The following is a 25656-nucleotide window of genomic DNA, read 5'->3' as shown; positions in this document are numbered from 1 at the left end:
ACAGATGATTGAAGCATTGCAAGACCTTGGCCATCAGATCGAAGCCAAGCGCCCCGAGTGCGTGTTGTCCTGGGACATCGCGCATGGCGAGCTGAATATCGACGTGAAACCGGCCAATATCGCAGGTCTTGTGGAGTTCCTGCGCGTTGACAGCGCCTGCCGGTTCTCCACCTTGGTTGACATCACCGCCGTCGATTACCCCGAGCGCACCAAGCGCTTTGACGTGGTGTATCACCTGCTGTCGATGTACCAGAACCACCGCATCCGCCTGCGGGTTGCGGTGCGCGAAGAGGACATGGTGCCCTCCATCGTGGATGTGCACCCCTCCGCCAACTGGTTCGAGCGCGAAGTCTTTGACATGTTCGGCATCCTGTTCACAGGCCACCCGGACCTGCGCCGCCTGCTGACCGACTACGGCTTTCGCGGCCACCCGCTGCGCAAGGATTTCCCGACCACCGGCTACACCGAAGTCCGCTATGACGAGGCGCAAAAGCGCGTGGTCTACGAGCCGGTGAAACTGGTTCAGGAATACCGCCAGTTTGACTTCATGAGCCCATGGGAGGGTGCCGACTACATCCTGCCCGGTGACGAGAAAGAGGGGGCGAAATGATGGACGGCTCCAAAGGTTTCGACGACGCCCAGACGGGCGAGCAGAAGATCCGTAACTTCAACATCAACTTCGGCCCGCAACACCCGGCGGCCCACGGCGTTTTGCGTCTTGTGCTGGAACTGGACGGCGAGATCGTGGAACGCTGCGACCCGCATATCGGCCTCTTGCACCGCGGCACCGAAAAGCTGATGGAGAGCCGCACCTACCTGCAGAACCTGCCGTATTTCGACCGCCTCGATTATGTGGCGCCGATGAACCAGGAGCACGCATGGTGTCTGGCGATCGAGAAACTCACCGGGGTTGAGGTGCCGCGCCGCGCCCAGCTCATCCGGGTGCTCTATTCGGAAATTGGCCGCATCCTCAATCACCTGCTGAACGTCACCACGCAGGCGATGGACGTGGGCGCGCTGACGCCGCCGCTCTGGGGCTTTGAAGAACGCGAAAAGCTGATGATCTTCTACGAGCGGGCGTGTGGTGCACGTCTGCACGCGGCTTACTTCCGCCCCGGTGGTGTGCATCAGGACCTGCCGGATGAACTGCTCGACGATATCGAGGAATGGGCGATCGAATTCCCCGCCGTGATGGACGACATCGACGGGCTGCTGACCGAGAACCGCATCTTCAAGCAGCGCAACTGCGACATCGGTGTCGTCACCGAGGAGGAGATCCAGCAATACGGGTTCTCCGGCGTCATGGTGCGTGGCTCCGGCCTGGCGTGGGATTTGCGCCGTGCGCAGCCCTATGAATGCTACGACGAGTTCGACTTTCAGATCCCGGTGGGCAAGAACGGCGACTGCTACGACCGTTACCTTGTCCGGATGGAAGAGATGCGCCAGTCGCTGTCGATCATCCGTCAGGCGATCCACAAGCTGCGCGAGGCCACCGGCGACGTGATGGCGCGCGGCAAGATCAGCCCGCCCAAGCGCACCGACATGAAAACCTCGATGGAGAGCCTGATCCACCACTTCAAGCTCTATACCGAAGGCTTCCACGTCCCCGAGGGCGAGGTCTACGCCGCGGTCGAGGCGCCCAAGGGCGAATTCGGGGTCTATCTGGTGGCGGATGGCACCAACAAACCCTACCGCGCCAAGCTGCGCGCGCCGGGCTTCCTGCATTTGCAGGCGATGGACCACGTCGCCAAGGGCCACCAGCTCGCCGACGTCGCGGCCATCATCGGCACCATGGACATCGTTTTTGGAGAGATTGACCGCTAATGCTCCGTCGTCTGCATTCCGAACAACCCGATAGTTTTGCCTTCACCCCGGCCAACCAGGCCTGGGCAGAGGCGCAAATGACCAAATACCCCGAAGGCCGTCAGGCCTCGGCGGTGATCCCGATCCTGTGGCGCGCGCAGGAACAGGAAGGCTGGATCACCAAGCCGGCGATCGAATATGTCGCCGATATGCTCGGCATGGCCTATATCCGCGTGCTGGAGGTGGCCTCCTTCTACTTCATGTTCCAGCTGCAACCGACCGGCTCTGTTGCACATATCCAGGTTTGTGGCACCACCTCCTGCATGATCTGCGAGGCGGAGGATCTGATTGCGGTCTGCAAGGACAAGATCGCGCCCAAGCCGCATACCGTGTCCGAGGATGGCAAGTTTTCCTGGGAAGAGGTGGAATGCCTCGGGTCCTGCACCAATGCGCCGATGGCGCAGATCGGCAAGGACTACTACGAGGATCTGACCGCCGCGAGCTTTACCAAGCTGATCGACGATCTGGCCGCTGGCAAGGACGTGGTGCCGGGCCCGCAAAATGGCCGTTACGCGGCGGAGCCGAAATCCGGTCTTACCTCGCTCAAGGATTATGAGGCGGACAAGCCGCAGTATAACGCGTCTGCCGAACTTGCGACCGAGCTTGGCGACGGTGTGAAGCGCATTCAGGGCGATGAAGTACCGCTGCTGACCCCTTGGGTCGGCAAGGATGGCGTGGTTGCGGGGCGTGCAGCGGCAGAGCCCACTCCGGCAGCACCGGAGCGTCCGAAACCCGCCGCCAAGCAGGCGGAAGCGGCCAAGGCAGAGACGCCCTCCAAGCCTCCGGCAAAGAAATCCGACGCCGCCACCCCGGCACAGCCCGAGGCCGCCGCCGCAAAGGTGACGGAGCCGAAGACAGAGCCCAAGGCGGATGCGGCAGATGCGGTCGAGGAAAAAGAGCCCGAGACGCTGACCGCGGCGCGCGAGGGCGGGGCGGACGACCTCAAACTCCTCAAAGGGGTGGGGCCGAAGCTTGAACAGACGCTGAATGAGCTGGGCTTTTTCCACTTCGACCAGATCGCCAAATGGACCGAGGCCGAGGTGGCCTGGGTGGATGCGCGCCTGAAGTTCAAAGGCCGCATCGAACGTGACGGCTGGATCGACCAATCCAAGAAACTGGCAGCGGGTGAAGAGACCGAGTTTGCCAAATCGGCCAAGACAGACGGCCGTTACAAAGACAAATCATAATCGCAGATCGCGGCCATGGGGCCGTGCGCTGTGGTCAAGGATGACTGGACCCGATGACGAAGGACGAACAGGATAAGGCCATTGCTGCCAAGGGGCGGCACATCTCGCTGGTGATCGCCGGCACGATGGTGGCCTGGCTGATCCTGTCGCTTCTGATCGGTCCCGCGATCGGCCTGCCGGGCCGCTATGCGCTGCTGTTCGATTTCGCCGCTCTCGCGGCGATGATCTATGCGGGCGTCAACATCATTCAACTCTGGCGCATGCGTCAGAACAGTCAAAGGTAGGCACACATGCTGAAGGATCAGGACCGGATCTTTACCAACCTTTACGGGATGCACGAACGCACGTTGGCGGGCGCACAAAAGCGTGGCCATTGGGACGGTACGGCGGGCCTCATTGAAAAAGGGCGCGACTGGATCATCCAGACCATGAAGGATTCCGGCCTGCGCGGGCGCGGCGGTGCGGGCTTCCCCACCGGCCTCAAATGGTCCTTCATGCCCAAGGAAAGCGACGGGCGTCCGGCCTATCTGGTTATCAACGCCGATGAGTCCGAGCCCGGCACCTGCAAAGACCGCGAAATCATGCGCCACGATCCGCACACGCTGATCGAGGGCGCGCTGATCGCATCCTTCGCGATGAACGCACACACCTGCTACATCTACCTGCGCGGCGAATATATCCGCGAGCGCGAGGCGCTGCAGGCGGCGATTGACGAATGCTACGACAAGGGGCTTTTGGGCAAAAACGCCGCAGGCTCCGGCTGGGATTTCGACGTCTTCCTGCACCACGGGGCAGGGGCCTATATCTGCGGCGAGGAAACCGCCCTGATCGAGAGCCTTGAGGGCAAAAAAGGCATGCCGCGCATGAAGCCGCCGTTCCCGGCAGGCGCGGGGCTTTATGGCTGCCCGACCACCGTGAACAATGTGGAATCCATCGCCGTGGTGCCGACCATCCTGCGGCGCGGGGCGGAGTGGTTTGCGGGCTTTGGCCGTCAGAACAACGCGGGCACCAAGCTCTTTGCGATCTCCGGTCACGTCAACAACCCCTGCGTCGTCGAGGAAGCGATGAGCATTTCCTTTGAGGAACTCATCGACAAACACTGCGGCGGCATTCGCGGCGGCTGGGACAAGCTGCTGGCGGTGATCCCCGGCGGTTCTTCCGTGCCGTGTGTGCGCGGCGAGAAAATGCGCGACGCGATCATGGATTTTGATTACCTGCGCGGCGAGCTGGGCTCCGGCCTTGGCACCGCGGCGGTGATCGTGATGGACAAACAGACCGACATCATCAAGGCGATCTGGCGGCTGTCCAAATTCTACAAACACGAGAGCTGCGGCCAGTGTACCCCGTGCCGTGAGGGCACCGGCTGGATGATGCGCGTCATGGATCGTCTGGTCCGGGGCGAAGCAGAACTCGAAGAAATTGACATGCTCTGGGATGTCACAAAACAAGTTGAAGGCCACACCATCTGTGCATTGGGTGATGCAGCTGCCTGGCCCATTCAGGGTCTCATTCGCAACTTCCGCGAAGAAATCGAAGACCGCATCAAGGCTCAGAAAACGGGTCGCGTCGGCGTGATGGCAGCGGAATAACCTGAAGAGATGATAATGACCTCACGTTTTACTTTAACGCTGATACTGGCGGCCTCGGTGGGGCTTGCGGCCTGTGGTGGCAAGACCCGCGAGGACAAGCGCATGCGGTTTGACGGCATCGCCTTCCGCACCAGTGCCAAAGCGATCAACAAGAGAGAGACCCTCGCCGATTTTCGCATCGAGGTGCGTGATGCGCTGCAATCCCAGCGGGGGGCGCTGGCAGCTGCCGATCACCAGGCCAAACGCTATTGCATCGTGAACTTCGGCACCTCGCGGTTTGATTGGACCAACATCGCGCTGGACGCCGAGGGCAACTACAATATCCAGCTCGACAAGGGCGATGCGGTCTATACGGGACGTTGCGAGTCTTGATGCGCAGGTCGGCATATCATGGCCGGTCCGGCGGGGTGCTATTGTATAACAGCGCGTCTCACTCCTGTGGTTCTGTCAGAACCACCAAGGAGTCTGACATGTCTGAATCAATTGCCATTTCCCCGGCACGCACCGCCGTGATGGCCACCTCTCTGGCGGCTTTGGCGGCCCTGCTTCTGGCCTTTGGTGCCAGCGCGGGCGAGGCCAGGCCGTCGTTGCGCGATGTGCAGGAAATCGAGGATCCGCTGTTTGCCGTGGCCGTGGCCAGCGAAGTGGCCGATCAATGTGATCGCCTCGCGCCGCGCACGCTCAAAGGGCTGAACCAGCTCTATCAGATCCGCAGCCGCGCCAATGCGCTTGGCTACAGCGACGCTGAAATCAAGTCCTACATCAAGTCGGACCAGGAAAAATCCCGGATGCGCGCCAAGGGCGAGCGCCTGCTGCGGCAGGCAGGGGTCGATCTGGACCAACCAGAAACATTCTGCGCCTACGGGCTGGCGGAAATCGAGAAAAACAGCGCGATCGGCGTGTTACTGAGGGCGAAATAGACCATGTCTGACCTCCGCAAGATCAACATTGACGGAACCGAGATCGAAGTCGACGGGGCGATGACCCTGATCCAGGCCTGCGAGCAGGCCGGGATCGAGATCCCGCGCTTCTGCTACCACGAGCGTCTCTCGATTGCGGGCAACTGTCGTATGTGCCTTGTGGAGGTCGTCGGCGGCCCGCCCAAGCCCGCCGCCTCCTGCGCGATGCAGGTGCGCGATCTGCGCCCCGGTCCCGAGGGCCAGGCGCCGCAGGTGAAGACCAATTCACCGATGGTGAAAAAGGCGCGCGAAGGGGTGATGGAGTTTCTCCTGATCAACCACCCGCTGGATTGCCCGATCTGCGATCAGGGCGGCGAATGCGACCTGCAGGATCAGGCGATGGCCTACGGCGTTGATTTTTCGCGCTTCCGCGAGCCCAAGCGCGCGGTGGACGATCTGAACCTCGGCCCGCTTGTGGGCACCGCAATGACCCGCTGCATCTCCTGCACCCGTTGCGTGCGCTTCACCACCGAGGTCGCAGGCATTTCCCAGATGGGCCAGACCGGACGCGGCGAGGATGCGGAGATCACCTCCTACCTAAACGAGACGCTGGACTCGAACCTTCAGGGCAACATTATCGACCTTTGCCCGGTCGGCGCGCTGACCTCGAAACCCTATGCGTTTACCGCGCGTCCATGGGAGCTGACCAAGACCGAGACCATCGACGTGATGGACGCGCTGGGATCGAACATCCGCGTGGACACCAAGGGCCGCGAAGTGATGCGGATCCTGCCGCGCAACCATGATGGCGTGAACGAAGAATGGATCTCCGACAAGACCCGTTTTGTCTGGGATGGTCTGCGTCGCCAACGTCTGGACCGCCCCTATGTGCGCGTGGATGGCAAGCTGAAGCCCGCCACATGGCCCGAGGCGCTGGAGGCTGTCGCCACCGCGATGAAGGGCAAGAAAGTCGCAGGCCTGATCGGTGATCTGGTCCCGGTCGAGGCGGCCTATGCGCTGAAGAACCTGATCGAGAGCCTTGAGGGTAAGGTCGAATGCCGCACCGATAATGCGCGCCTGCCCATCGGCAACCGCGCGGGCTATGTCGGCACCGCCACCATCGAGGATATCGACACCGCCAAGGACATCATCCTGATTGGCACCAACCCGCGCGACGAGGCTCCGGTCCTGAATGCCCGCATCCGCAAGGCGTGGCTCAAGGGGGCCAATGTCAAACTGGTCGGCCCGGCCGCAGATCTGACCTATGATCACGATCATGTGGGAACGGATCGCGCCGCGCTTGACGGGCTGACAGCCCCGGAAGATGCGATCGTCATCGTGGGGCAGGGCGCTCTGCGCGAAGCCGACGGTCTGGCGGTTCTCGCCAAGGCGCAATCTCTGGGCAAGCTCTTGGTCCTGCACAGCGCCGCCGCTCGTGTGGGCGCCATGGACGTCGGGGCCGTCACCGAGGGTGGCATGGCGGCTGCAATCGACGGGGCGGAGGTGATCTACAACCTCGGGGCCGATGAGGTCGAAATCGATGCGGGCGCATTTGTGATCTATCAGGGCAGCCATGGCGACCGTGGTGCGCACCGCGCCGACGTGATCCTGCCCGGTGCGGCTTATACCGAGGAAAACGGCCTCTTTGTGAACACCGAAGGCCGTCCGCAGCTTGCCATGCGCGCAGGCTTTGCACCCGGTGAGGCCAAGGAAAACTGGGCCATCCTGCGGGCGCTGTCGGCGGAACTCGATGCAAAACTGCCCTATGACAGCCTCGCGCAACTGCGCAAGGCGCTGATCAAGGACGTCCCGCATCTGGCCAAGGTCGATCGCGTTGTTGCCAATGAAGGCGAGGCGCTGCCGGTTGAAAAACTCGGCAAGGCGGATTTCCTGCCTGCGGTTAAAGACTTCTACCTGACCAACCCGATTGCGCGCGCATCGCAGCTGATGGCGGAGCTCTCCGCTCAGGCCAAGGCGCGCCGCGACACGGCGATTGCGGCAGAGTGATCCGGGCGGCGCTCATATCGCTCGCGGGGCTTGCCCTCATGGCCTGCACGGATGTGTCGGGCGATGAGGTGAGCCGCGCCGCGCCCGATTATCTGGGCGTGGACACCAGCCTCCTCGATGGGGATCTGGTGCAGTTCCATGTCACCATGGACCGGGTCGGGGCGCTTGAGGATCTGAACGATTATGCCGATTGCGCGGCAGCACAATATGCGCTGATCCGGGGATACGGCTTTGCGCGTCATGTGCGCACAAAAACGAAACAAGAGGCTGGTATTTGGAAGGCCGATGCGGTCTACACCATCTCGCCAGCCTTACCGCGCGGTTTGCGCACCCTCGACGCCGAAGTCGTGGTGCAGGACTGCAAGGCAAACGGAATACCTACGGTGTGAGGACCCATGGCTGAATTCTTTAACACCCCAGGCGGCATTGCTGTCATCATCCTGGCGCAGACCCTGGCGGTTGTCGCCTTTGTGATGATCTCGCTTCTGTTCCTTGTCTACGGCGACCGCAAAATCTGGGCGGCTGTCCAGATGCGGCGCGGTCCCAATGTGGTGGGCGTCTATGGCCTGTTGCAGACCGTCGCGGATGCGCTGAAATACGTGGTCAAGGAGGTGGTCATCCCGGCTGGCTCTGACCGGACCGTGTTTATCATGGCGCCGCTCACCTCCTTTGTGTTGGCGATGATCGCCTGGGCGGTGATCCCGTTCAACGACACATGGGTGCTCTCGGACATCAATGTCGCCATCCTCTATGTGTTCGCGGTTTCCTCGCTTGAGGTCTACGGCGTCATCATGGGCGGCTGGGCGTCGAACTCCAAATACCCGTTCCTTGGCTCCTTGCGCTCTGCGGCGCAGATGATCTCCTATGAGGTCTCCATTGGTCTCATCATCATTGGTGTGATCCTGTCGACGGGCTCCATGAACTTTGGCGATATCGTGCGGGCACAGGACGGCAATGCAGGCCTGTTCAACTGGTACTGGCTGCCGCATTTCCCGATGGTGTTCCTGTTCTTCATCTCCTGCCTTGCGGAAACCAACCGCCCACCGTTCGACCTGCCCGAGGCGGAATCGGAACTGGTGGCAGGCTATCAGGTGGAATACTCCTCGACGCCGTTCCTGTTGTTCATGGCCGGTGAATACATCGCCATCTTCCTGATGTGCGCGCTCACCTCGCTGCTGTTCTTTGGTGGCTGGCTGTCGCCGGTGCCGTTCCTGCCGGACAGCCCGCTGTGGATGATCGCAAAGATGGCGTTCTTCTTCTTCCTCTTCGCCATGGTCAAAGCCATCACCCCGCGTTACCGCTACGACCAGCTGATGCGTCTGGGCTGGAAAGTCTTCCTGCCGTTCAGCCTGGTCTGGGTGGTCTTCGTGGCCTTTGCCGCACGTTTCGATTGGTTCTGGGGGGCGTTCGCCCGCTGGAGCACAGGAGGCTGATATGACCCAAATCGATTACACCCGCGCCGCCAAATACTTCCTGCTGCAAGACGTGTGGCAGGGGTTCAAACTGGGGCTGAAGTATTTCTTCGCCCCCAAGGCGACCCTGAACTACCCGCATGAAAAAGGCCCGCTCAGCCCGCGGTTTCGCGGTGAGCATGCGCTGCGCCGTTATCCCAATGGCGAGGAACGCTGCATTGCCTGCAAACTCTGCGAGGCGATCTGCCCGGCGCAGGCCATCACCATTGATGCCGAACCGCGCGAGGACGGCAGCCGCCGCACCACGCGCTACGACATCGACATGACCAAATGCATCTACTGCGGTTTCTGTCAGGAAGCCTGCCCGGTGGACGCCATCGTTGAGGGGCCGAATTTTGAATTCGCCACCGAGACCCGCGAGGAGCTGTTCTACGACAAGGACAAGCTGCTGGCCAATGGCGAGCGCTGGGAAGCCGAGATTGCCCGCAACCTTGAGCTGGACGCGCCCTACAGATGAGTGAGACGCCGAAAAACCCTTTCGAGGCCATGATGGCCCAGGCGCAGGAGATGGCGAAGGCCCTCAATCCTGCGCTTGAGAGTTTCTCTCCCAAAGGGTTTGAGGCGCTCTGGCCCACCATGCCCAAAGAAGTCATGGAGATGATGTTCGGCAACACCGTCAACAAAGACGGGCTTGATGCCAAAACCCGCCTGCTGCTGACGCTGGCGGGGTTGACCATGCAGGGCGCGCAGGCCGATACGGCCGTGCGTCAGACCGTGCGCCACGCTCTTGCGGCGGGCGCGAAGAAACAAGAGATCGTTGAAACGATCGGACAGATGTCGGTGTTTGCCGGCATTCCGGCCATGACCCGCGCAATGGATTTGGCGCAGGAGGTCATGGACGACAAAGGGGACGATGAGACATGAGCGTGTTTGCCTTTTACCTCTTCGCCATCAGCGCCATCACCGGCGGGCTGTTCACTGTGATCAGCCGCCAGCCGGTGCATTCGGTGCTGTGGCTGATTCTGGCGTTTATTTCCTCGGCCGGGCTGTTTGTGCTGCTGGGGGCGGAATTTGTCGCCATGTTGCTGGTGATCGTCTACGTGGGCGCGGTCGCGGTGCTGTTCCTCTTTGTGGTGATGATGCTCGACGTGGACTTTGCCGAGCTCAAGGCCGAAATGGCCCGCTACATGCCGCTGGCACTGCTGATCGGGCTGGTGATCCTGATGCAATTCGTGATCGCCTATGGCTCGTGGGAGAGCGCGCATGACGTGGCGCAGAACCTGAGCCAGCCGATCCCTGTTGATCGGCACAACACCGAGGCGCTTGGCCTCATTATCTACGACCAATATTTCCTTCTGTTCCAGCTTGCGGGTCTGATCCTTCTGGTGGCCATGATCGGTGCCATCGTTCTGACCCTGCGCCACCGCCAGGATGTGAAGCGTCAGGACGTGCTCGCCCAGATGTATCGCGACCCGGCCAAGGCAATGGAGCTCAAGGACATCAAACCGGGGCAGGGGCTTTGATCAATGATCGGACTTGAACATTATCTCACCGTCGCGGCGACGCTGTTCGTTATCGGCATTTTCGGGCTTTTCCTGAACCGCAAGAACGTGATCATCCTTTTGATGAGCATCGAACTGATGCTGCTGGCCGTGAACATCAACCTCGTCGCCTTCTCGTCGTTCCTTGGCGATCTGGTGGGGCAGGTGTTCACGCTGTTCGTGCTGACCGTCGCCGCCGCTGAGGCCGCGATTGGCCTTGCGATCCTCGTCTGCTTCTTCCGGAACCGCGGCACCATCGCTGTCGAAGACATCAACGTGATGAAGGGCTGAACTCGTTGCGCGGATTGACCTTCATAGCAATATTGACTTCAGCGGGTGTGCTTTGCGCGACCTCGGCTGTTGCAACCGGGTACGACGCCGGTTGCGATGATCCGGACGGCACAGGCTATCGCTGGGTCACGAACTACGGTTCCGTTATGCGGGCTGATTTGGTCGCTCCAAATTCTGACGAGGCAGAACGCGTAATCATGCTTCATTGCCAGTCAAACCAAGCATTAATTGCAGAAAACTCGCCCTACTTGCTGCGAGAGTTTTACAAGATGGCGACCTCCAAACGCCGTTTTACTCTCGATGCGGTTGAGCGTTACCTGCGAGAACAGCCAGGTTTTATCGAGCGGATAGCCTGGAATCCCGATACATGTCTGTGCGATGAGGCAACTCAGTCTTTGGCCTTTCAAGAAGACCCGAGGACGCCTCAGTCGAGACAAAAGGTGGAAAAATAATGGAAACCATCCTCCTCTTTGCCCCGCTTGTGGGGGCGGTGATCTGCGGCTTTGGCCATAAGATCATCGGCGAAAAAGCCGCCATGTGGACCGCTACCGGCCTGTTGTTCCTCACGGCGCTGTTGTCGTGGATCACATTCCTGTCCTTTGACGGCGAAACCCGCATCATCGAGATTTTCCGCTGGATCGAGAGCGGCAGCCTGTCGACCTCCTGGTCGATCCGACTGGACCGGTTGACCGCGATCATGCTGATCGTGATCTCTACCGTGTCGGCGCTCGTGCATCTTTATTCCTTCGGCTACATGGATCACGACCCGCAGTACAAAGAGGGCGAGAGCTACAAGCCGCGCTTCTTTGCCTATCTGTCGTTCTTCACCTTCGCCATGCTGATGCTGGTGACCTCCGACAACCTGGTGCAGATGTTCTTCGGCTGGGAAGGCGTGGGCGTTGCCTCTTACCTTCTGATTGGTTTTTACTACCGCAAGCCCTCTGCCGGGGCGGCGGCGATGAAAGCCTTCATCGTCAACCGTGTGGGCGACTTTGGCTTTTCGCTCGGGATCTTTGCGCTGTTTTTCCTGACGGACAGCATCAACCTTGGCACCATCTTTGCCGAGACGCCGGATCTGGCGGAGACCACCGTGTCATTCCTCTGGACCGACTGGAACGCGGCCAACCTGATTGCCTTCCTGCTGTTTGTCGGCGCGATGGGGAAATCGGCGCAGCTGATCCTGCACACATGGCTGCCGGACGCGATGGAGGGCCCGACCCCGGTGTCGGCACTCATTCACGCCGCAACCATGGTGACGGCGGGTGTCTTCCTCGTGTGCCGCATGTCGCCCTTGATGGAGGTTGCGCCCGAAGCGACCACCTTTATCACCGTGCTGGGGGCCACCACCGCATTCTTTGCCGCGACCGTGGGTCTGGTTCAGACCGACATCAAGCGCGTGATCGCCTATTCGACCTGCTCGCAGCTGGGCTACATGTTCGTGGCCGCAGGCGTAGGCATGTATTCGGCGGCGATGTTCCACCTGTTCACCCACGCGTTCTTTAAGGCGATGCTGTTCCTCGGGGCGGGCTCCGTCATTCACGCGATGCACCACGAACAGGACATGATGAACTACGGCGGCCTGCGCAAAAAGATCCCCTATACCTTCTGGGCGATGATGATCGGTACGCTGGCCATCACCGGCGTTGGCATTCCGCTCACCCACATCGGGTTTGCAGGCTTCCTGTCCAAGGATGCCATCATCGAGAGCGCCTATGCGGGCGGGTCCATGTATGGCTTCTGGATGCTGGTGATTGCGGCGGCGATGACGTCCTTCTACAGCTGGCGCCTGATCTTCCTGACCTTCTACGGCAAACCGCGTGGCGACAAGCACACCCATGACCACGCGCATGAAAGCCCGATGGTCATGCTGATCCCGCTGGGTGTTCTGGCGCTGGGGGCGGTGTTTGCCGGTATGCTCTGGTACAACTCCTTCTTTGGTCACGCAGACAAGGTGGGCAAATTCTACGGCATCCCGGTGGCCGAGGCAGTTGCGCACGGCGATACCGCCTCCCACGGCGACGACCACGCAAGTGACTCGCATGCCGCAGAAGAGGACCACGGTTCGGCGGATCACGGCACGGATGCCACCCATGGCGCCGAGGGCGAGCATCACTATGCCTTTGTTGGCAAACCGGGTGAGGGCGCGCTGTATATGGCACCGGACAACCATGTTCTGGATGACGCCCATGCTGCGCCAAAATGGGTGAAGGTCTCCCCCTTCATTGCCATGCTCCTGGGGCTTGGTCTGGCGTTCCTGTTCTACATCGTGAACCCGGAGCTGCCCAAACGCCTCGCGCAGCAGCAGCGTCCGCTTTACCTGTTCCTCAAGAACAAGTGGTACTTTGACGAGCTTTATAACGTGGTCTTTGTCAAACCGGCGCTGGCGCTTGGCCGCTTCTTCTGGAAGAAGGGCGACGGCAAGACCATTGACGGGTTCCTCAACGGTGTGGCGATGGGCATCGTGCCCTTCTTCACCCGTCTCGCTGGCCGGGCCCAGTCCGGTTACATCTTCACTTACGCCTTCTGGATGGTGCTGGGGATCGCAGCCCTTGTCACCTGGATGTCGATCGGCGGAGGATCGCACTGATGGATCACAATCTCCTTTCCATCGTAACCTTCATTCCTGCGCTGGCGGCGGCGTTCATGGCGCTGCTGATGCGCGGTGACGACGAAGCCGCACGACGCAACGCAAAGATCCTGGCGCTCTTTGCCACCACGATCACCTTTGTGGTGAGCCTGTTCATCTATGCGGGCTTTGATCCGGCCAATCCCGGCTTTCAGTTCGTCGAGGAGCGCGCCTGGATCTTTGGCCTGAAGTACAAGATGGGCGTTGACGGCATATCGGTGCTGTTTGTGCTGCTGACGACCTTTGTGATGCCGCTGACCATCCTGGCCAGCTGGTCCGTCACCACCCGGGTCAAGGAATACATGATCGCCTTCTTGGTGCTGGAGACGCTGATGCTCGGCGTGTTCATGGCGCTGGACATGGTGCTCTTCTACCTGTTCTTCGAAGCCGGCCTTATTCCGATGTTCCTGATCATCGGCATCTGGGGCGGCAAGGACCGGATCTACGCCTCGTTCAAGTTCTTCCTCTACACCTTCTTTGGCTCGGTGCTGATGCTGGTGGCGATGGTGGCGATGTATTTCGATGCGGGCACCACCGATATGGTCCGGCTGCTGGCGCATGAGTTCTCCTATGCGGGCTTTGACGTGCTGGGCGTTCACGTGGTGGGCGGCATGCAGACGCTGCTGTTCCTCGCCTTCTTTGCCTCCTTTGCGGTGAAGATGCCGATGTGGCCGGTGCACACATGGTTGCCGGACGCACACGTTCAGGCCCCGACGGCGGGCTCCGTGGTGCTGGCGGCGATCCTCTTGAAGATGGGCGGCTACGGCTTCCTGCGGTTCTCCTTGCCCATGTTCCCGATCGGGGCGGAGGTGATGACCGATGTCGTCCTGTGGATGTCGGCGATCGCAATTGTCTATACCTCGCTGGTGGCGATGGTGCAGGACGACATGAAAAAGCTGATCGCCTATTCCTCGGTCGCCCACATGGGGTTTGTCACCATGGGCATCTTTGCGGCGAACCAGCAGGGTGTGGACGGGGCGATCTTCCAGATGCTGAGCCACGGCTTCATTTCGGCCGCGCTCTTCCTCTGCGTGGGGGTCATCTATGACCGCATGCATACCCGCGACATCGACGCCTATGGCGGTCTGGTGATCCGCATGCCCGCCTACGCGCTGGTGTTCATGTTCTTCACCATGGGCAACGTCGGCCTGCCGGGCACCTCTGGTTTCATCGGGGAGTTCCTGACGCTGGTCGGCACCTTCCAGGAAAACACCTGGGTTGCCTTTGTCGCCACCACCGGCGTGATCTTCTCGGCCTGCTATGCGCTCTGGCTCTATCGCCGGGTGGTCTTTGGCGATCTGATCAAGGAAAGCCTCAAGGCCATTCAGGACATGAACGCCCGAGAAAAATGGATCTTTGCGCCGCTCATCGCGATGACGCTGCTGCTTGGTGTCTACCCGTCCGTCGTCACCGATGTGATCGGTCCCTCGACCGAAGCGCTGGTGCAATCCGTCAACACGGCCGTTGCCGACGCGGGGCCCCTCTGGGATGCCGCCGAGGTCGATGTCGCCGCCACCAATTCCCACTAAGGAGCTGATGAGATGCAAGCTGATCTCTCCGTGATCCTGCCCGAGATCATCCTCGCCGTCTTTGCGATGGCGGCGCTGCTCGGTGCTGTCTACACCGTCAAGGACAAGCTGGCGCCGATGCTCGTGTGGGTGACCGCCGCGCTGATGGTGGTGCTGGGCATCTGGATCGGAACCTCCGGCTCCGGCTCGACCGAGGCCTTTGGCGGCATGATCGTCAACGACGCCTTCGCGCGCTTTGCCAAGGTTGCGATCCTGTTCTCTGCCGCCGCCGTGATGGTGATGGGGCAGGACTATATGTCCAAACGCGGCATGCTGCGGTTTGAATACCCGATCCTGATCGCGCTTTCTGCCATCGGCATGATGGTGATGGTCTCCGCAGGCGATCTGATGGCGCTTTACATGGGGCTGGAACTGCAATCGCTGGCGCTTTATGTGGTGGCCGCCCTGCGCCGCGACAGCGTCAAATCCACCGAGGCGGGTCTCAAGTATTTTGTGCTTGGCGCGCTCTCCTCCGGTCTGCTGCTCTACGGCGCGTCGCTGGTCTATGGCTTTGCGGGCACCACCAAATTTGCGGGCATCATCGAGGTCGCCCAGCACGGCGAAGTCTCCATCGGCCTGTTGTTCGGGATCGTCTTCCTGATCTCCGGCATGGCGTTCAAGGTCTCTGCGGTGCCGTTCCACATGTGGACGCCGGACGTCTACGAGGGCGCGCCGACCCCGGTCACCGCCTTTTTTGCCTCCGCACCCAAAGTGGCCGCGATGGGTCTCTTTGCCCGCGTGTTGCATGATGCCTTTGGCTACGCGATCGAGGACTGGAGCCAGGTCATCGCGCTCCTGTCGGTGCTGTCGATGTTCCTCGGCGCGGTTGCGGCCATTGGCCAGACCGACCTCAAACGCCTGATGGCCTATTCGTCGATTGCCCATATGGGCTATGCGCTGATCGGTCTGGCAGCAGGCACCGCGCTGGGTGTGCAGGCGCTGCTGATCTACATGTCGATCTATGTGGCGATGAATATCGGCACCTTTGCCTTCATCATGATGCTGCACCGTGACGGCAAACCCGTCACCGACATCGCCGCGCTGAACCAATACGCCAAGCGTGAGCCGGGCCGCGCGCTTGGCATGCTGGTGCTGTTGTTCTCGCTTGCGGGCGTGCCGCCGATGCTGGGCTTCTTTGGCAAGTTCTTCGTGCTGCGCGCCGCGGTCGAGGCGGACATGGCATGGCTCGCGATTGCCGGTGTGATCGCCTCGGTCATCGGGGCCTACTACTACCTGCGCATCGTGTTCTTCATGTACTTCGGCGCGGAGGGTGATGACGTGGAAACCTCCCGCTCGCCGGTGCTGCTGGCCTTCTTTACGGTTGGGGCCGGGCTGATGCTGGTCGGGGTTGTCACCACCTTTGGCGTCGAGGGGGCCGCGGCCTCTGCAGCGGCCATGCTGGTCAACTGATGATCGCAGGCAAAAATTTCACAAAAGGCCCGGTCCGGCGCGACCGGGCCTTTTGCCTTTTGTCACACCGGGTGCTAAAGGGGCGCGCATGACAGATTGGCCGATCGGATACGGGCGCCGTGTGCTGGCAGAAGTCGACAGCACGTTGGACGAGGCCGCCCGCCTTGCGCCCGACCTTCCCGGGCCGGAGTGGATACTCGCCCTGCGCCAGACCAAAGGCCGCGGACGGCGCGGACGCGCGTGGACCGATCCCAAGGGCAACTTTGCCGGCACGCTGGTCTATCGCCCCGAGGGCACGCCCGACCAGATCGCCCTGCGCAGCTTTGTCGCCGCACTTGCGCTCTATGACGCCGTGGAGACCGTGACTGGCCGCACCAGCGGTCTGGCGCTCAAATGGCCCAATGATGTGCTGCTGAATGGTGGCAAGCTTGCAGGCATCCTCCTTGAAAGCGCGGGCGCCAAATCCGGTGTCGATCATCTCTCTATCGGGATTGGCGTCAATCTGGCCGAAACCCCGATGAAGGAATGGCTGGAGCCCGGTGCGGTCTGGCCGGTGTCGCTCCAGTCGGAAACCGGCGTGCGTGTCGATCCGGAGACGTTTCTGTCGGCGCTTGCCCTTGCATTTGCCCGCCATGAGGACCAGTTCACCACCTACGGCTTTGCGCCCATCCGCGAGTTGTGGCTGTCACGGGCGGCCAAGCTGGGTGAGGTGATCACCGCCCGCACCGCGCGCGAGGAAACCTCGGGCACCTTTGAAACCATCGACGACGCGGGCAACCTCGTTCTCAAGACCGCAAAGGGGAAAGTCACCATCCCCGCCGCGGATATCTTTTTCTGACGGAGGCGGGGCACATGCTTCTCGCGGTTGATTGCGGCAACACCAACACTGTCTTTGCGCTTTGGGATGGCGATCAGATGATCGGCCATTGGCGCACCTCGACCGAATGGCAGCGCACCGCAGATCAGTATTATGTCTGGCTCTCCACCCTGATGAACCTGCAAGGCATCAAGGCGCAGATCACTGATATGATTATCTCGTCGACCGTGCCGCGCGTGGTCTTCAACCTGCGTGTGCTCTCGGACCGCTATTTCAAGACCCGCCCGCTGGTGGTGGGCAAACCCGAATGCGCGCTCCCGGTGGATGTGCGCGTCGACGAAGGCACCACCGTCGGCCCTGACCGTCTGGTCAATACGGTCGCCGGGTATCACAAATACGGCGGCGATCTGATCGTCGTTGATTTTGGAACCGCAACCACATTCGACGTGGTGGCCGTGGACGGCGCCTATGTGGGCGGCGTCATCGCGCCGGGGGTGAACCTCAGCCTTGAGGCGCTGCACCACGCCGCCGCCGCGCTGCCCCATGTCGACATCTCGAAACCACAAAATGTCATCGGCACCAACACGGTGGCCTGTATGCAATCCGGCGTGTTCTGGGGCTATGTCGGCCTCGTGCGCGAGATCTGCGATCGCATCAAGACCGAATCCGGCGTGCCGATGACAGTCATATCAACCGGCGGGCTGGCGCCGCTCTTCCAGCAGACAGCAGATCTATTTGACGCATACGAGGATGACCTGACCATGCAAGGTCTGCGGCGCATCCACGAACATAATAAGGATATCGGTACTCACGCATGAGCAGTGAACGTTTAATCTATTTGCCCCTCGGCGGGGCAGGTGAAATCGGCATGAACGCCTACGTCTATGGCTATGGCGCGCCGGGCAAGGAACGCCTGATCCTGGTGGATCTGGGCGTGGCCTTTCCGGACATGGACACCACCCCCGGCGTGGACCTGATCATGCCCGACATCAGCTGGCTGGCGCAACGCGCCGATCAGCTGGAGGGGATTTTCATCACCCACGCCCACGAGGACCACATCGGTGCGGTGGCGCATCTTTATAACCGCCTCAATGTGCCGGTCTATGCGCGCGCCTTCACCGCCAATATCGCCCGTCGCAAGATGGAAGAGCAGGGCCATGACCCCGACGCCGTGGTGACGATCTCGCCCTGGCCCGAAGTGACCAAGCTCGGCCCCTTCACCATCGGCGCGGTGCCCATCTCGCACTCGATCCCGGAATCGGGTGGTTTGGTGATCGACAGCCCCGCAGGCCGGGTGATCCATACTGGTGATTTCAAACTGGACGCCAACCCCATCGTGGGCGAGGCCTTTGATCCCGACCTCTGGGCCGAGATTTCCAAGGACGGCGTGCTGGCGCTGGTGTGCGATTCCACCAATGTGTTCTCACCGCATGCGGGCCGCTCCGAGAGCGATCTGGGCGACAACATCACCAAGCTGATCGCAGAGGCCTCCGGCATGGTGGCGGCGACCACCTTTGCCTCCAACGTTGCGCGCGTCAAAACGCTGGCGCAGGCGGGCGAACGGGCAGGGCGCTCTATTGTGCTCTTGGGCCGTGCCATGCGCCGGATGATCGAAGCCTCGATCGAAACCGGTGTGCTGAGCGATTTTCCCAAAGTGGTGCAACCCGAGGAAGCGGCTGATATTCCGCGCGAAAACCTGATGCTGATCACCACCGGATCGCAGGGCGAACGCCGCGCCGCCTCCGCGCAGCTGGCCCGTGGCAAGTATCGCGGCATGGAACTCAAGGAAGGCGATCTGTTCCTGTTCTCCTCCAAGACCATTCCCGGCAATGAAAAAGGCGTGATCTGGATCATCAACCAGTTCTCCGAGAAGGGCGTTGATGTGGTGGATGACAGCTCTGGTCTCTATCACGTGTCTGGTCACGCCAACCGCCCCGACCTTGAGCAGATGCATGACATCGTGAAGCCCAAGATCTTGATCCCGATGCACGGCGAACACCGCCATCTGCGCCAGCATGCGCGCCTCGGCGAGGACAAGGGCATCGCCTCCGCCATTGCCGTCAATGGCATGATGATGGACCTCACGGGCGATACGCCCAAAGTGGCCGACTATATCGACACGGGCCGCACCTATCTGGACGGTTCGGTCAAGATTGGCGCCATGGATGGCATCGTGCGCGACCGCATTCGTATGGCGCTCAACGGTCATGTGGTGGTCACGGCCATCCTCGATGAAGAGGACGAGCCGCTTGGCGAACCTTGGGTGGACCTCAAGGGACTTGCCGAGACCGGTCAGTCCAACGCCACGCTGGCCGAGGTCATGGAAGAGGACCTGAACCAGTTCCTGATGCGCGCGGGCAAGAAAACGCTGAAGGATGACGATAAGCTGGAACAGGAACTGAAGCGTATTGCGCGTCAGACCGCCCAGTCCGAGATCGGCAAGAAGCCCGAAGTGACGGTTGTCGTCAGCCGTATGCGCTGATCGCGGAGGAGGGGGCGCTGCCCCCTCGTGCCCCTTCGGATCACTTCACCCCCGAGGTATTTTTGAAAAGATGAAGGGGGCGCAGGCCTCTGAAACGGAAAACGCCCGGACCGCTCTGGTCCGGGCGTTTTTCGCAAGAGCGCAGGTCGGCAGAAGGCCGCAGCCCTGATCAGGCGTGGCGCGGGCGGCTCAGCAGCAGGGCCGGGGCCTTGATCACGCGCTGAAGACCGGCACCGATGGCCAACAACATGCTGCGGAAGGCTTCGGCGCGCATCTTGCGGGCACGCAGTTCGATTTCTTTCAGATCGTCGCTCAGAAGCGGTGCGGTTGTCATCAAGTCCATAACATCACCTTGGGGGTATCGTGTTGATACAGCCGATGTAGAGGATGTCGGGCCTGATGACATCGCATAGCTCGGCAATCCCGCTATGCCGCTGCTGCAATGCAGCACCGATTGGGGGATCACGCGTGGCCACAAAAAACCGCCCGTGCCTGGGGCAGGGCGGTTTTCCGATAAAGCGATCCGATCAAGGGTCAGCTGGCGCGACGCTCGTCGAAACTCAGCGCGATGAAGCTGGGCATATGATCGCCCATGCCCACGACCTTGTCGTCGCGGCGATCATCCTTGCGGCCGCGCCCACGGGACTTGCCGGATTTCTGGCTGTCCTGCTTGTCTGCACGGTCGGATTTGTTTGCTGCCTTGGTGGTCGGCTGTTCAGCCGCCTGTTCGGGGGCGGGTGCAGGCGCCGGTGCGGCGGTTTGTGCCTCCGCAGCGGCCTCGCTGTTGCCACCACGGCTGCGGCTGCGACGGCTGGGTTTGGGCTTGTCGGTGGTCTCGGGCGCATCCGCTGCGTCCTTGGCGGCGGCTTTGCGCGGCGCCGGCTTGACCGGGTTGTCCAGCCGGTTGATCTGCTTCTGCACCAGGCCTTCGACCGCATCCAGCGCCTTCTCGTCGCGCGGGGTGCAGATGGTGATCGCCTTGCCGTCGCGACCCGCGCGCCCGGTGCGGCCGATGCGGTGCACGTAGTCCTCGGCATGGCCGGGCACGTCGAAGTTGAACACATGGCTCACCGACGGGACATCCAGACCGCGTGCGGCCACGTCAGAGGCCACGAGGATCTTCAGCGCGCCATCGCGGAACCCGTCCAGCGTTTTTGTCCGCTGGCTCTGATCCAGATCGCCATGGATCGGTGCGGCGTCATAGCCGTATTTCTTCAGCGATTTGGCGACGATATCCACGTCGGTTTTGCGGTTGCAGAAGATGATGGCGTTTTTGACGGCTTCACCTTCCTGATTGATCAGCTCGCGCAGAACGCGGCGTTTCTCGCTGCCTTCGCGATCCTTGCGGGAGGCTTTGAACATCACCACCGCCTGTTCGATCGTCTCGGAGGTGGTCGCTTGCCGCGCGATCTCCACCCGTTCGGGGCCGGAGAGGAACGTATTGGTGATGCGCTCGATCTCCGGCGCCATGGTGGCGGAGAAGAACAGCGTCTGGCGGGTGAAGGGCGTCAGCGAGAAGATGCGTTCGATGTCGGGAATAAAGCCCATATCGAGCATCCGGTCGGCCTCATCCACCACCATGATCTCGATGCCGGTCAAGAGCAGCTTGCCGCGCTCGAAATGGTCCAGAAGGCGGCCCGGTGTGGCGATCAGCACGTCAACGCCACGGTCGATGGCTGCATCCTGTTCCTTGAAGGAGACGCCGCCGATCAGCAGGGCCTTCGTCAGCTTGACGTGTTTGGCGTAGGTGTCGAAGTTCTCCGCCACCTGTGCTGCCAATTCGCGCGTCGGGCAGAGCACCAGCGAGCGCGGCATGCGCGCCCGGGCGCGGCCACGGGCAAGGCGGGTGATCATCGGCAGGGTGAAAGAGGCGGTCTTGCCGGTGCCGGTCTGAGCGATCCCGAGGACATCGCGTCCTTCCAGTGCGGCGGGAATCGCGCCTGCCTGGATCGGGGTCGGGCTTTCATATCCTGCTTCCTCAATGGCTTTGAGGACCTTCGGATTAAGGTTCAGATCGGTGAATTTTGTCATATGCGTCCGTTTTTGCGGACACTGACCTGGCCCGCGCGTGTGTCTCTATGCCGGTATCAGTCGGACGCCTGAACAGACAGGAGTCCCCGGTTGAGGCGGCACATAGCAAAATTGCGTGATATGGTCAAATGATCGCGAATTTCCGCCGAGAATTCGCCGGAGGTTCTGGGCATTTGCAGTATTTTGGGAACAGTTCAGCGGAAGTCGGGGAAATGTTTCTGCCGCGCCTGCGTTTGGGCCAGCGGGCGGGTGCGCAACAGGCCCTCCGCCTGAAGCCGCCGGCGCAATTCGGGACCATCGGCGCAGACCTCGTCAAAAAAGGCGCGCAGCCCAGATTCGCCCTGTTCGGCCTCGAGCGCGGACAGCACCTCGTGCAGTGTGACACCGCCTGCCGCGCGCGGTTTCGCCGGGCGCAGATCTGATCGGTAGGATCCTTTTTGCAGGCGGTAGCGGTAGTGGTGCAGCCAATGATCCCAGTCGGTCGCATGCCGGTGGCACAGGTCGACCGCGTCCAGCTCCGTCTGGGCGGGATTCTCCGCCCCGCCGACAAAGACGTTATGGATGCGCAGATCGACATCGTCGAGGCCGGTGCGCACGAACAGCTTGCCCTGCACGTGACTGATGAACCCGCCCCTCAGGTAGCTGCCGAACCGGGGATAGAGACGGGTGCCCGTCGCCTCGGCGTCCTTACCGGCAGGGAGGCGCGCCTTGTAGTGATCCGCACTGCCGGCCAGCAGTTCCAAGGGGCGCACGCGGGCGCAGAGCGTGTCGGGCGCGAGGCCTGCCAGATGCGCCGAGATTGGCGTGTCCGACCAGAGGAATTCATCCACGTCGATATGGATCAGCCAATCCAGGTCGCGGGCCTGACGGCGATAGGCACGGGTGGCGTTCAGGCTCTGACGGACCTGATGTTTCTGCGGCACCCGGCCCCGGCGTTTTTGCCAATGGGCCTCGGTGGTCTCGATCACCCGGATGCGCGGATGCGCCTTGAGATGCGGCAGGGCCGCGGGGCAGGGCGCGTCCAGATAGAGAAACAGCCGGTGGGCCCCCTGTTCAAGGTGCCAGGCGGCAAAGTTCAGGATCGCGCGTGCCTCGGCCTTGAGCGTCGCGACGAGGCCCCATGTTCCCGGGGCTGCGGGATCTTGCATCTCAACACCTGCCTGGCTGATTGAAAACGGGCGCCCGGTGAAGGGCGCCCGCGGTCTCAGACCATCATTTCCTTGGTGGAGGAGAGTTTCAAGTCGGGATAATCCCGTTCCACCCTATCGATGTCCCACTGAAGACGCGTCAGATAGACGATGTCGCCATCGTTATCATGGGCGATGTGCTGTTTGTTGGCGTTGGTGAATTTGTCCACCGCCGCCTTGTCGCCATGCACCCAGCGTGCCGAGGTGAACTGGCTGGCCTCAAAACGCACCGGCAGGCCGTATTCCATCTCGATCCGGCTGGCGAGCACTTCGAACTGCAACTGGCCGACGACGCCGACAATAAAGCCGGAGCCGATCGAGGGTTTGAACACCTTGGCAGCACCTTCTTCGGCGAATTGCATCAGCGCCTTTTCCAGATGCTTGGCTTTCATCGGGTCGCCCGCCCGAACGCCTTGCAACAGTTCCGGCGCAAAGGACGGAATGCCGGTGACGCGCAAGGCCTCGCCCTCGGTCAGCGTGTCGCCGATGCGCAGCTGGCCGTGGTTGGGGATGCCGATGATGTCACCGCCCCAGGCCTCTTCGGCAAGCTCGCGGTCGGAGGCGAGGAACAGCACCGGGTTGGAGATCGCCATCGGTTTCTTGGTGCGCACATGGGTCAGCTTCATGCCGCGCTTGAAATGGCCGGAGGCCAGTCGCACAAAGGCGACGCGGTCGCGGTGTTTGGGGTCCATATTGGCCTGCACCTTGAAGACAAAGCCCGCGACCTTCTTCTCCTCGGGGGCGATCTGGCGGGGCTCGGCGGACTGGACCTGCGGCAAGGGGCCGTAGGCACCGATGCCGTCCATCAGCTCGCGCACGCCAAAGGAGTTGATCGCAGAGCCGAACCAGATCGGGGTCATATGGCCCTCGAGCACCGCTTGCGGGTCGAGTGCGGGCAGCAGCTCGCGCGCCATTTCGACCTCTTCGAGCAGCTTTTCCAAGAGGTGTTCGGGCACGTGTTCGGCCAGTTTGGGATCATCGAGCCCGTTGATGGAGATGCTCTCGGCAACCTTGTTGCGGTCGGCGCGGTCCATCAGCTCCAGCCGGTCACGCAAGAGGTCATAACAGCCGATGAAATCGCGCCCCACACCGATGGGCCAGCTGGCGGGTGTCACATCAATGGCGAGGTTTTCCTGAATCTCATCAATGATTTCAAAGGTGTCGCGGCTTTCGCGGTCCATCTTGTTACAGAAGGTCAGGATCGGCAGATCGCGCAGGCGGCAAACCTCAAAGAGCTTCTGGGTCTGGCTCTCGACGCCCTTGGCACCGTCGATCACCATGACGGCTGCATCCACCGCCGTGAGCGTGCGGTAGGTGTCCTCGGAAAAGTCCGAGTGGCCGGGGGTGTCGACGAGGTTGTAGCGGAAATCGCCGTAATCAAAGGACATTGCGGAGGCCGAGACGGAGATGCCGCGGTCTTTTTCCATCTGCATGAAGTCCGACCGCGTGCGCCGGGCTTCGCCCTTGGCACGTACCTGGCCCGCCATCTGGATGGCACCACCATAGAGGAGGAACTTCTCGGTCAGGGTGGTCTTGCCCGCATCCGGGTGCGAGATGATCGCAAAGGTGCGGCGCCGCGCGATTTCCGGCGGCAGATCGGGGCGGTTATGAGCGGTGTCCAACATGAGGCTGGCCTTAGCCAGAAAGCGGGTGCGAGGCAAGGAAAAGCGGTGTCTGTGCCATGATCGGAGGGGACGCAGGACCGGGGGCGCTCCCGCCCATCCGTCGGTGCGCCCCATACGGGGCACCCCGCGTCCGGTTGGGCCGGGCGCCGGGCCATTCGGCCCGGCGAGGCTCACAGCCCCGCACCGGGGCTGTGAGCCATGCCCAACGCCGGACTGGGCGTCTTGTCGTCAGACGAGACACCAGACCGGGGGCGGGAGGAATTGCGACCCCCCTAAATTTTCGCGGAACAAAATCCTGCGGCGTCACGTTTCCTCTGCGAACGCGAAACAAAACGGAAAGGAATTTCCCATGCCGAAGGATCAAGCCGCCCCGTCCACCGAAGACATTGCAACCCAGATGGACGTGCTGCGCTCCGACATTTCCGCGCTCAGCAAATCCGTCTCCGACCTCGCCAAGGATCGCGCAGGCAGGGCGCGGGATGCCGCGCGGGATACTGCACGCGAACAGAGCCAGGCCGTGGCCGATGGCGCAGCCCAGATGACCCGTCAGGCCGAAGACGCGGTGCGCGCGCAGCCCCTGACCGCCACCGCAATTGCGGCCGGGCTGGGCTTTGCCCTTGGGTATCTGAGCAATCGCCGCTGATCCGATGCTGGGTCACATCAAATCAAAGGCCCGGCGTGGAGCGCGCCGGGTCCAGTTCTCCCTGCTGAGTGCAGGGTGTGCCGCGGTTGGTGCCGGGTTTGGCTCTGCCTCGCTCTATGTCGCATTGCTGCAGGCGGGGCAGGGGCACGCGATGGCCGCCTTTGTGCTGACCTGCATCTGGTTTGGCCTGTCAGGGGTGTTCCTGCTGCTGAAGGGGATGGTCGGAGACCGGATGTCTGACCGCGAGGATGCCCCGGCCGCAACCGCGCCGCCGGTGGCGCATCCCAATGGTCATGCGGCGACCGCGCCAGGGGTTGCCGATGCGTTTCTCGCTGGCATGAGCGAAGGTGCGGGCTTTGCCCGGATGCAACAGCGGCGCGGTGACTGACTGCGGCCCGCTCGTCAGCGGGCCGGGGCCTGCGTGCCGCGACAGGCGCCGACGTTGCGGGGGGTGAGTGTACGCGCAGCTCCGCTGCCG

At 61.7% G+C, this 25656-nt stretch carries 27 protein-coding genes; 23 read left to right on the top strand and 4 right to left on the bottom strand.

Annotated features, from left to right (window positions below):
* The first annotated feature begins 4 nt into the window (after positions 1-4).
* The 21 genes from MHM88_RS16900 to MHM88_RS16800 all read left to right on the top strand — a co-directional run bounded on the left by MHM88_RS16900 (position 5) and on the right by MHM88_RS16800 (position 19692).
* Positions 5-610 carry an NADH-quinone oxidoreductase subunit C gene (locus tag MHM88_RS16900; protein WP_239367700.1) on the top strand — a complete coding sequence of 202 codons (606 nt, stop codon included), beginning with the start codon at positions 5-7 and terminating at the stop codon, positions 608-610.
* Entirely contained in the window at positions 610-1824 is a 1215-nt protein-coding gene (locus MHM88_RS16895) for an NADH-quinone oxidoreductase subunit D (RefSeq protein WP_239323511.1), read from the top strand. Before MHM88_RS16900 ends, MHM88_RS16895 begins: the two co-directional genes overlap by 1 nt.
* Complete coding sequence (locus MHM88_RS16890; protein ID WP_239367698.1) at positions 1824-3050, top strand: NADH-quinone oxidoreductase subunit E; 1227 nt, start codon at positions 1824-1826, stop codon at positions 3048-3050. The genes MHM88_RS16895 and MHM88_RS16890 overlap by 1 nt, the downstream gene beginning before the upstream one ends.
* Positions 3051-3103: 53 nt before the next feature.
* Positions 3104-3334 carry a DUF5337 domain-containing protein gene (locus MHM88_RS16885; RefSeq protein WP_065326950.1) on the top strand — a complete coding sequence of 77 codons (231 nt, stop codon included), beginning with the start codon at positions 3104-3106 and terminating at the stop codon, positions 3332-3334.
* A gap of 6 nt (positions 3335-3340) precedes the next feature.
* Entirely contained in the window at positions 3341-4639 is a 1299-nt protein-coding gene (gene nuoF, locus MHM88_RS16880; protein ID WP_239367696.1) for an NADH-quinone oxidoreductase subunit NuoF, read from the top strand.
* A 15-nt stretch (positions 4640-4654) separates the two neighbouring features.
* Positions 4655-5011: a hypothetical protein gene (locus MHM88_RS16875; protein ID WP_239367694.1), complete on the top strand. Its 357-nt coding sequence runs from the start codon at positions 4655-4657 to the stop codon at positions 5009-5011.
* Between the two features lie 98 nt (positions 5012-5109).
* Positions 5110-5559 (top strand): DUF5333 domain-containing protein, encoded by a 450-nt coding sequence (locus tag MHM88_RS16870; RefSeq protein WP_239367692.1) that lies wholly within the window; start codon positions 5110-5112, stop codon positions 5557-5559.
* Positions 5560-5562: 3 nt separating this feature from the next.
* The gene (nuoG, locus tag MHM88_RS16865; protein ID WP_239367690.1) at positions 5563-7545 is read left to right on the top strand and encodes an NADH-quinone oxidoreductase subunit NuoG; all 1983 of its coding nucleotides are present in this window, start codon (positions 5563-5565) and stop codon (positions 7543-7545) included.
* Positions 7542-7934, top strand: a complete 393-nt coding sequence (locus MHM88_RS16860) for a hypothetical protein (protein WP_005624612.1) — start codon at positions 7542-7544, stop codon at positions 7932-7934. The genes nuoG and MHM88_RS16860 overlap by 4 nt, the downstream gene beginning before the upstream one ends.
* A gap of 6 nt (positions 7935-7940) precedes the next feature.
* Entirely contained in the window at positions 7941-8978 is a 1038-nt protein-coding gene (gene nuoH / locus MHM88_RS16855; protein WP_065330698.1) for an NADH-quinone oxidoreductase subunit NuoH, read from the top strand.
* Position 8979: 1 nt separating this feature from the next.
* Positions 8980-9474, top strand: a complete 495-nt coding sequence (gene nuoI, locus MHM88_RS16850; protein ID WP_005624618.1) for an NADH-quinone oxidoreductase subunit NuoI — start codon at positions 8980-8982, stop codon at positions 9472-9474.
* Entirely contained in the window at positions 9471-9881 is a 411-nt protein-coding gene (locus MHM88_RS16845) for a carboxymuconolactone decarboxylase family protein (RefSeq protein WP_005624621.1), read from the top strand. The genes nuoI and MHM88_RS16845 overlap by 4 nt, the downstream gene beginning before the upstream one ends.
* Positions 9878-10480: an NADH-quinone oxidoreductase subunit J gene (locus MHM88_RS16840; RefSeq protein WP_005624623.1), complete on the top strand. Its 603-nt coding sequence runs from the start codon at positions 9878-9880 to the stop codon at positions 10478-10480. Before MHM88_RS16845 ends, MHM88_RS16840 begins: the two co-directional genes overlap by 4 nt.
* 3 nt (positions 10481-10483) lie before the next feature.
* Entirely contained in the window at positions 10484-10789 is a 306-nt protein-coding gene (nuoK, locus tag MHM88_RS16835) for an NADH-quinone oxidoreductase subunit NuoK (RefSeq protein ID WP_005624625.1), read from the top strand.
* A 5-nt stretch (positions 10790-10794) separates the two neighbouring features.
* Positions 10795-11241: a hypothetical protein gene (locus MHM88_RS16830; RefSeq protein WP_239367688.1), complete on the top strand. Its 447-nt coding sequence runs from the start codon at positions 10795-10797 to the stop codon at positions 11239-11241.
* A complete protein-coding gene (gene nuoL / locus MHM88_RS16825) occupies positions 11241-13376 on the top strand; it encodes an NADH-quinone oxidoreductase subunit L (protein ID WP_239367686.1) in 2136 nt (711 codons plus the stop codon). Before MHM88_RS16830 ends, nuoL begins: the two co-directional genes overlap by 1 nt.
* On the top strand, positions 13376-14944 hold the full coding sequence (locus MHM88_RS16820) for an NADH-quinone oxidoreductase subunit M (RefSeq protein WP_239323361.1): 1569 nt from the start codon (positions 13376-13378) through the stop codon (positions 14942-14944). Before nuoL ends, MHM88_RS16820 begins: the two co-directional genes overlap by 1 nt.
* A gap of 12 nt (positions 14945-14956) precedes the next feature.
* Positions 14957-16393 (top strand): NADH-quinone oxidoreductase subunit NuoN, encoded by a 1437-nt coding sequence (nuoN, locus tag MHM88_RS16815; RefSeq protein WP_239367684.1) that lies wholly within the window; start codon positions 14957-14959, stop codon positions 16391-16393.
* 88 nt (positions 16394-16481) lie between these two features.
* Complete coding sequence (locus tag MHM88_RS16810; RefSeq protein WP_239367682.1) at positions 16482-17231, top strand: biotin--[acetyl-CoA-carboxylase] ligase; 750 nt, start codon at positions 16482-16484, stop codon at positions 17229-17231.
* A 14-nt stretch (positions 17232-17245) separates the two neighbouring features.
* Positions 17246-18028, top strand: coding sequence for a type III pantothenate kinase (locus MHM88_RS16805; protein ID WP_239367680.1), 783 nt, complete (start codon positions 17246-17248; stop codon positions 18026-18028).
* Entirely contained in the window at positions 18025-19692 is a 1668-nt protein-coding gene (locus MHM88_RS16800; RefSeq protein WP_239367678.1) for a ribonuclease J, read from the top strand. The genes MHM88_RS16805 and MHM88_RS16800 overlap by 4 nt, the downstream gene beginning before the upstream one ends.
* Positions 19693-19861: 169 nt before the next feature.
* On the opposite strand, the gene MHM88_RS16795 is transcribed toward MHM88_RS16800, so the two are convergent.
* The 4 genes from MHM88_RS16795 to MHM88_RS16780 all read right to left on the bottom strand — a co-directional run bounded on the left by MHM88_RS16795 (position 19862) and on the right by MHM88_RS16780 (position 24535).
* On the bottom strand, positions 19862-20035 hold the full coding sequence (locus MHM88_RS16795) for an RSP_7527 family protein (protein ID WP_239323366.1): 174 nt from the start codon (positions 20033-20035) through the stop codon (positions 19862-19864).
* A 191-nt stretch (positions 20036-20226) separates the two neighbouring features.
* Entirely contained in the window at positions 20227-21723 is a 1497-nt protein-coding gene (locus MHM88_RS16790) for a DEAD/DEAH box helicase (RefSeq protein ID WP_239367676.1), read from the bottom strand.
* A 194-nt stretch (positions 21724-21917) separates the two neighbouring features.
* Positions 21918-22871 carry a glycosyltransferase family 2 protein gene (locus MHM88_RS16785; RefSeq protein ID WP_239367674.1) on the bottom strand — a complete coding sequence of 318 codons (954 nt, stop codon included), beginning with the start codon at positions 22869-22871 and terminating at the stop codon, positions 21918-21920.
* 56 nt (positions 22872-22927) lie between these two features.
* Positions 22928-24535 (bottom strand): peptide chain release factor 3, encoded by a 1608-nt coding sequence (locus MHM88_RS16780; RefSeq protein ID WP_239367672.1) that lies wholly within the window; start codon positions 24533-24535, stop codon positions 22928-22930.
* A 349-nt stretch (positions 24536-24884) separates the two neighbouring features.
* Here MHM88_RS16780 and MHM88_RS16775 point away from each other — a divergent pair, with 349 nt between their 5' ends.
* Together MHM88_RS16775 and MHM88_RS16770 are read left to right on the top strand one after the other, a co-directional pair.
* The gene (locus MHM88_RS16775; protein ID WP_239367670.1) at positions 24885-25178 is read left to right on the top strand and encodes a DUF883 domain-containing protein; all 294 of its coding nucleotides are present in this window, start codon (positions 24885-24887) and stop codon (positions 25176-25178) included.
* Positions 25179-25182: 4 nt separating this feature from the next.
* The gene (locus MHM88_RS16770; protein ID WP_239367668.1) at positions 25183-25566 is read left to right on the top strand and encodes a hypothetical protein; all 384 of its coding nucleotides are present in this window, start codon (positions 25183-25185) and stop codon (positions 25564-25566) included.
* The last annotated feature ends 90 nt before the right edge of the window (positions 25567-25656 follow it).

The organism is Epibacterium sp. MM17-32 (assembly GCF_022348205.1).
Classification (GTDB): Bacteria; Pseudomonadota; Alphaproteobacteria; order Rhodobacterales; family Rhodobacteraceae; genus Epibacterium.
The sequence above is the reverse complement of the archived record's forward strand: the minus strand, read 5'-3'. Positions and strand labels throughout refer to the sequence as shown.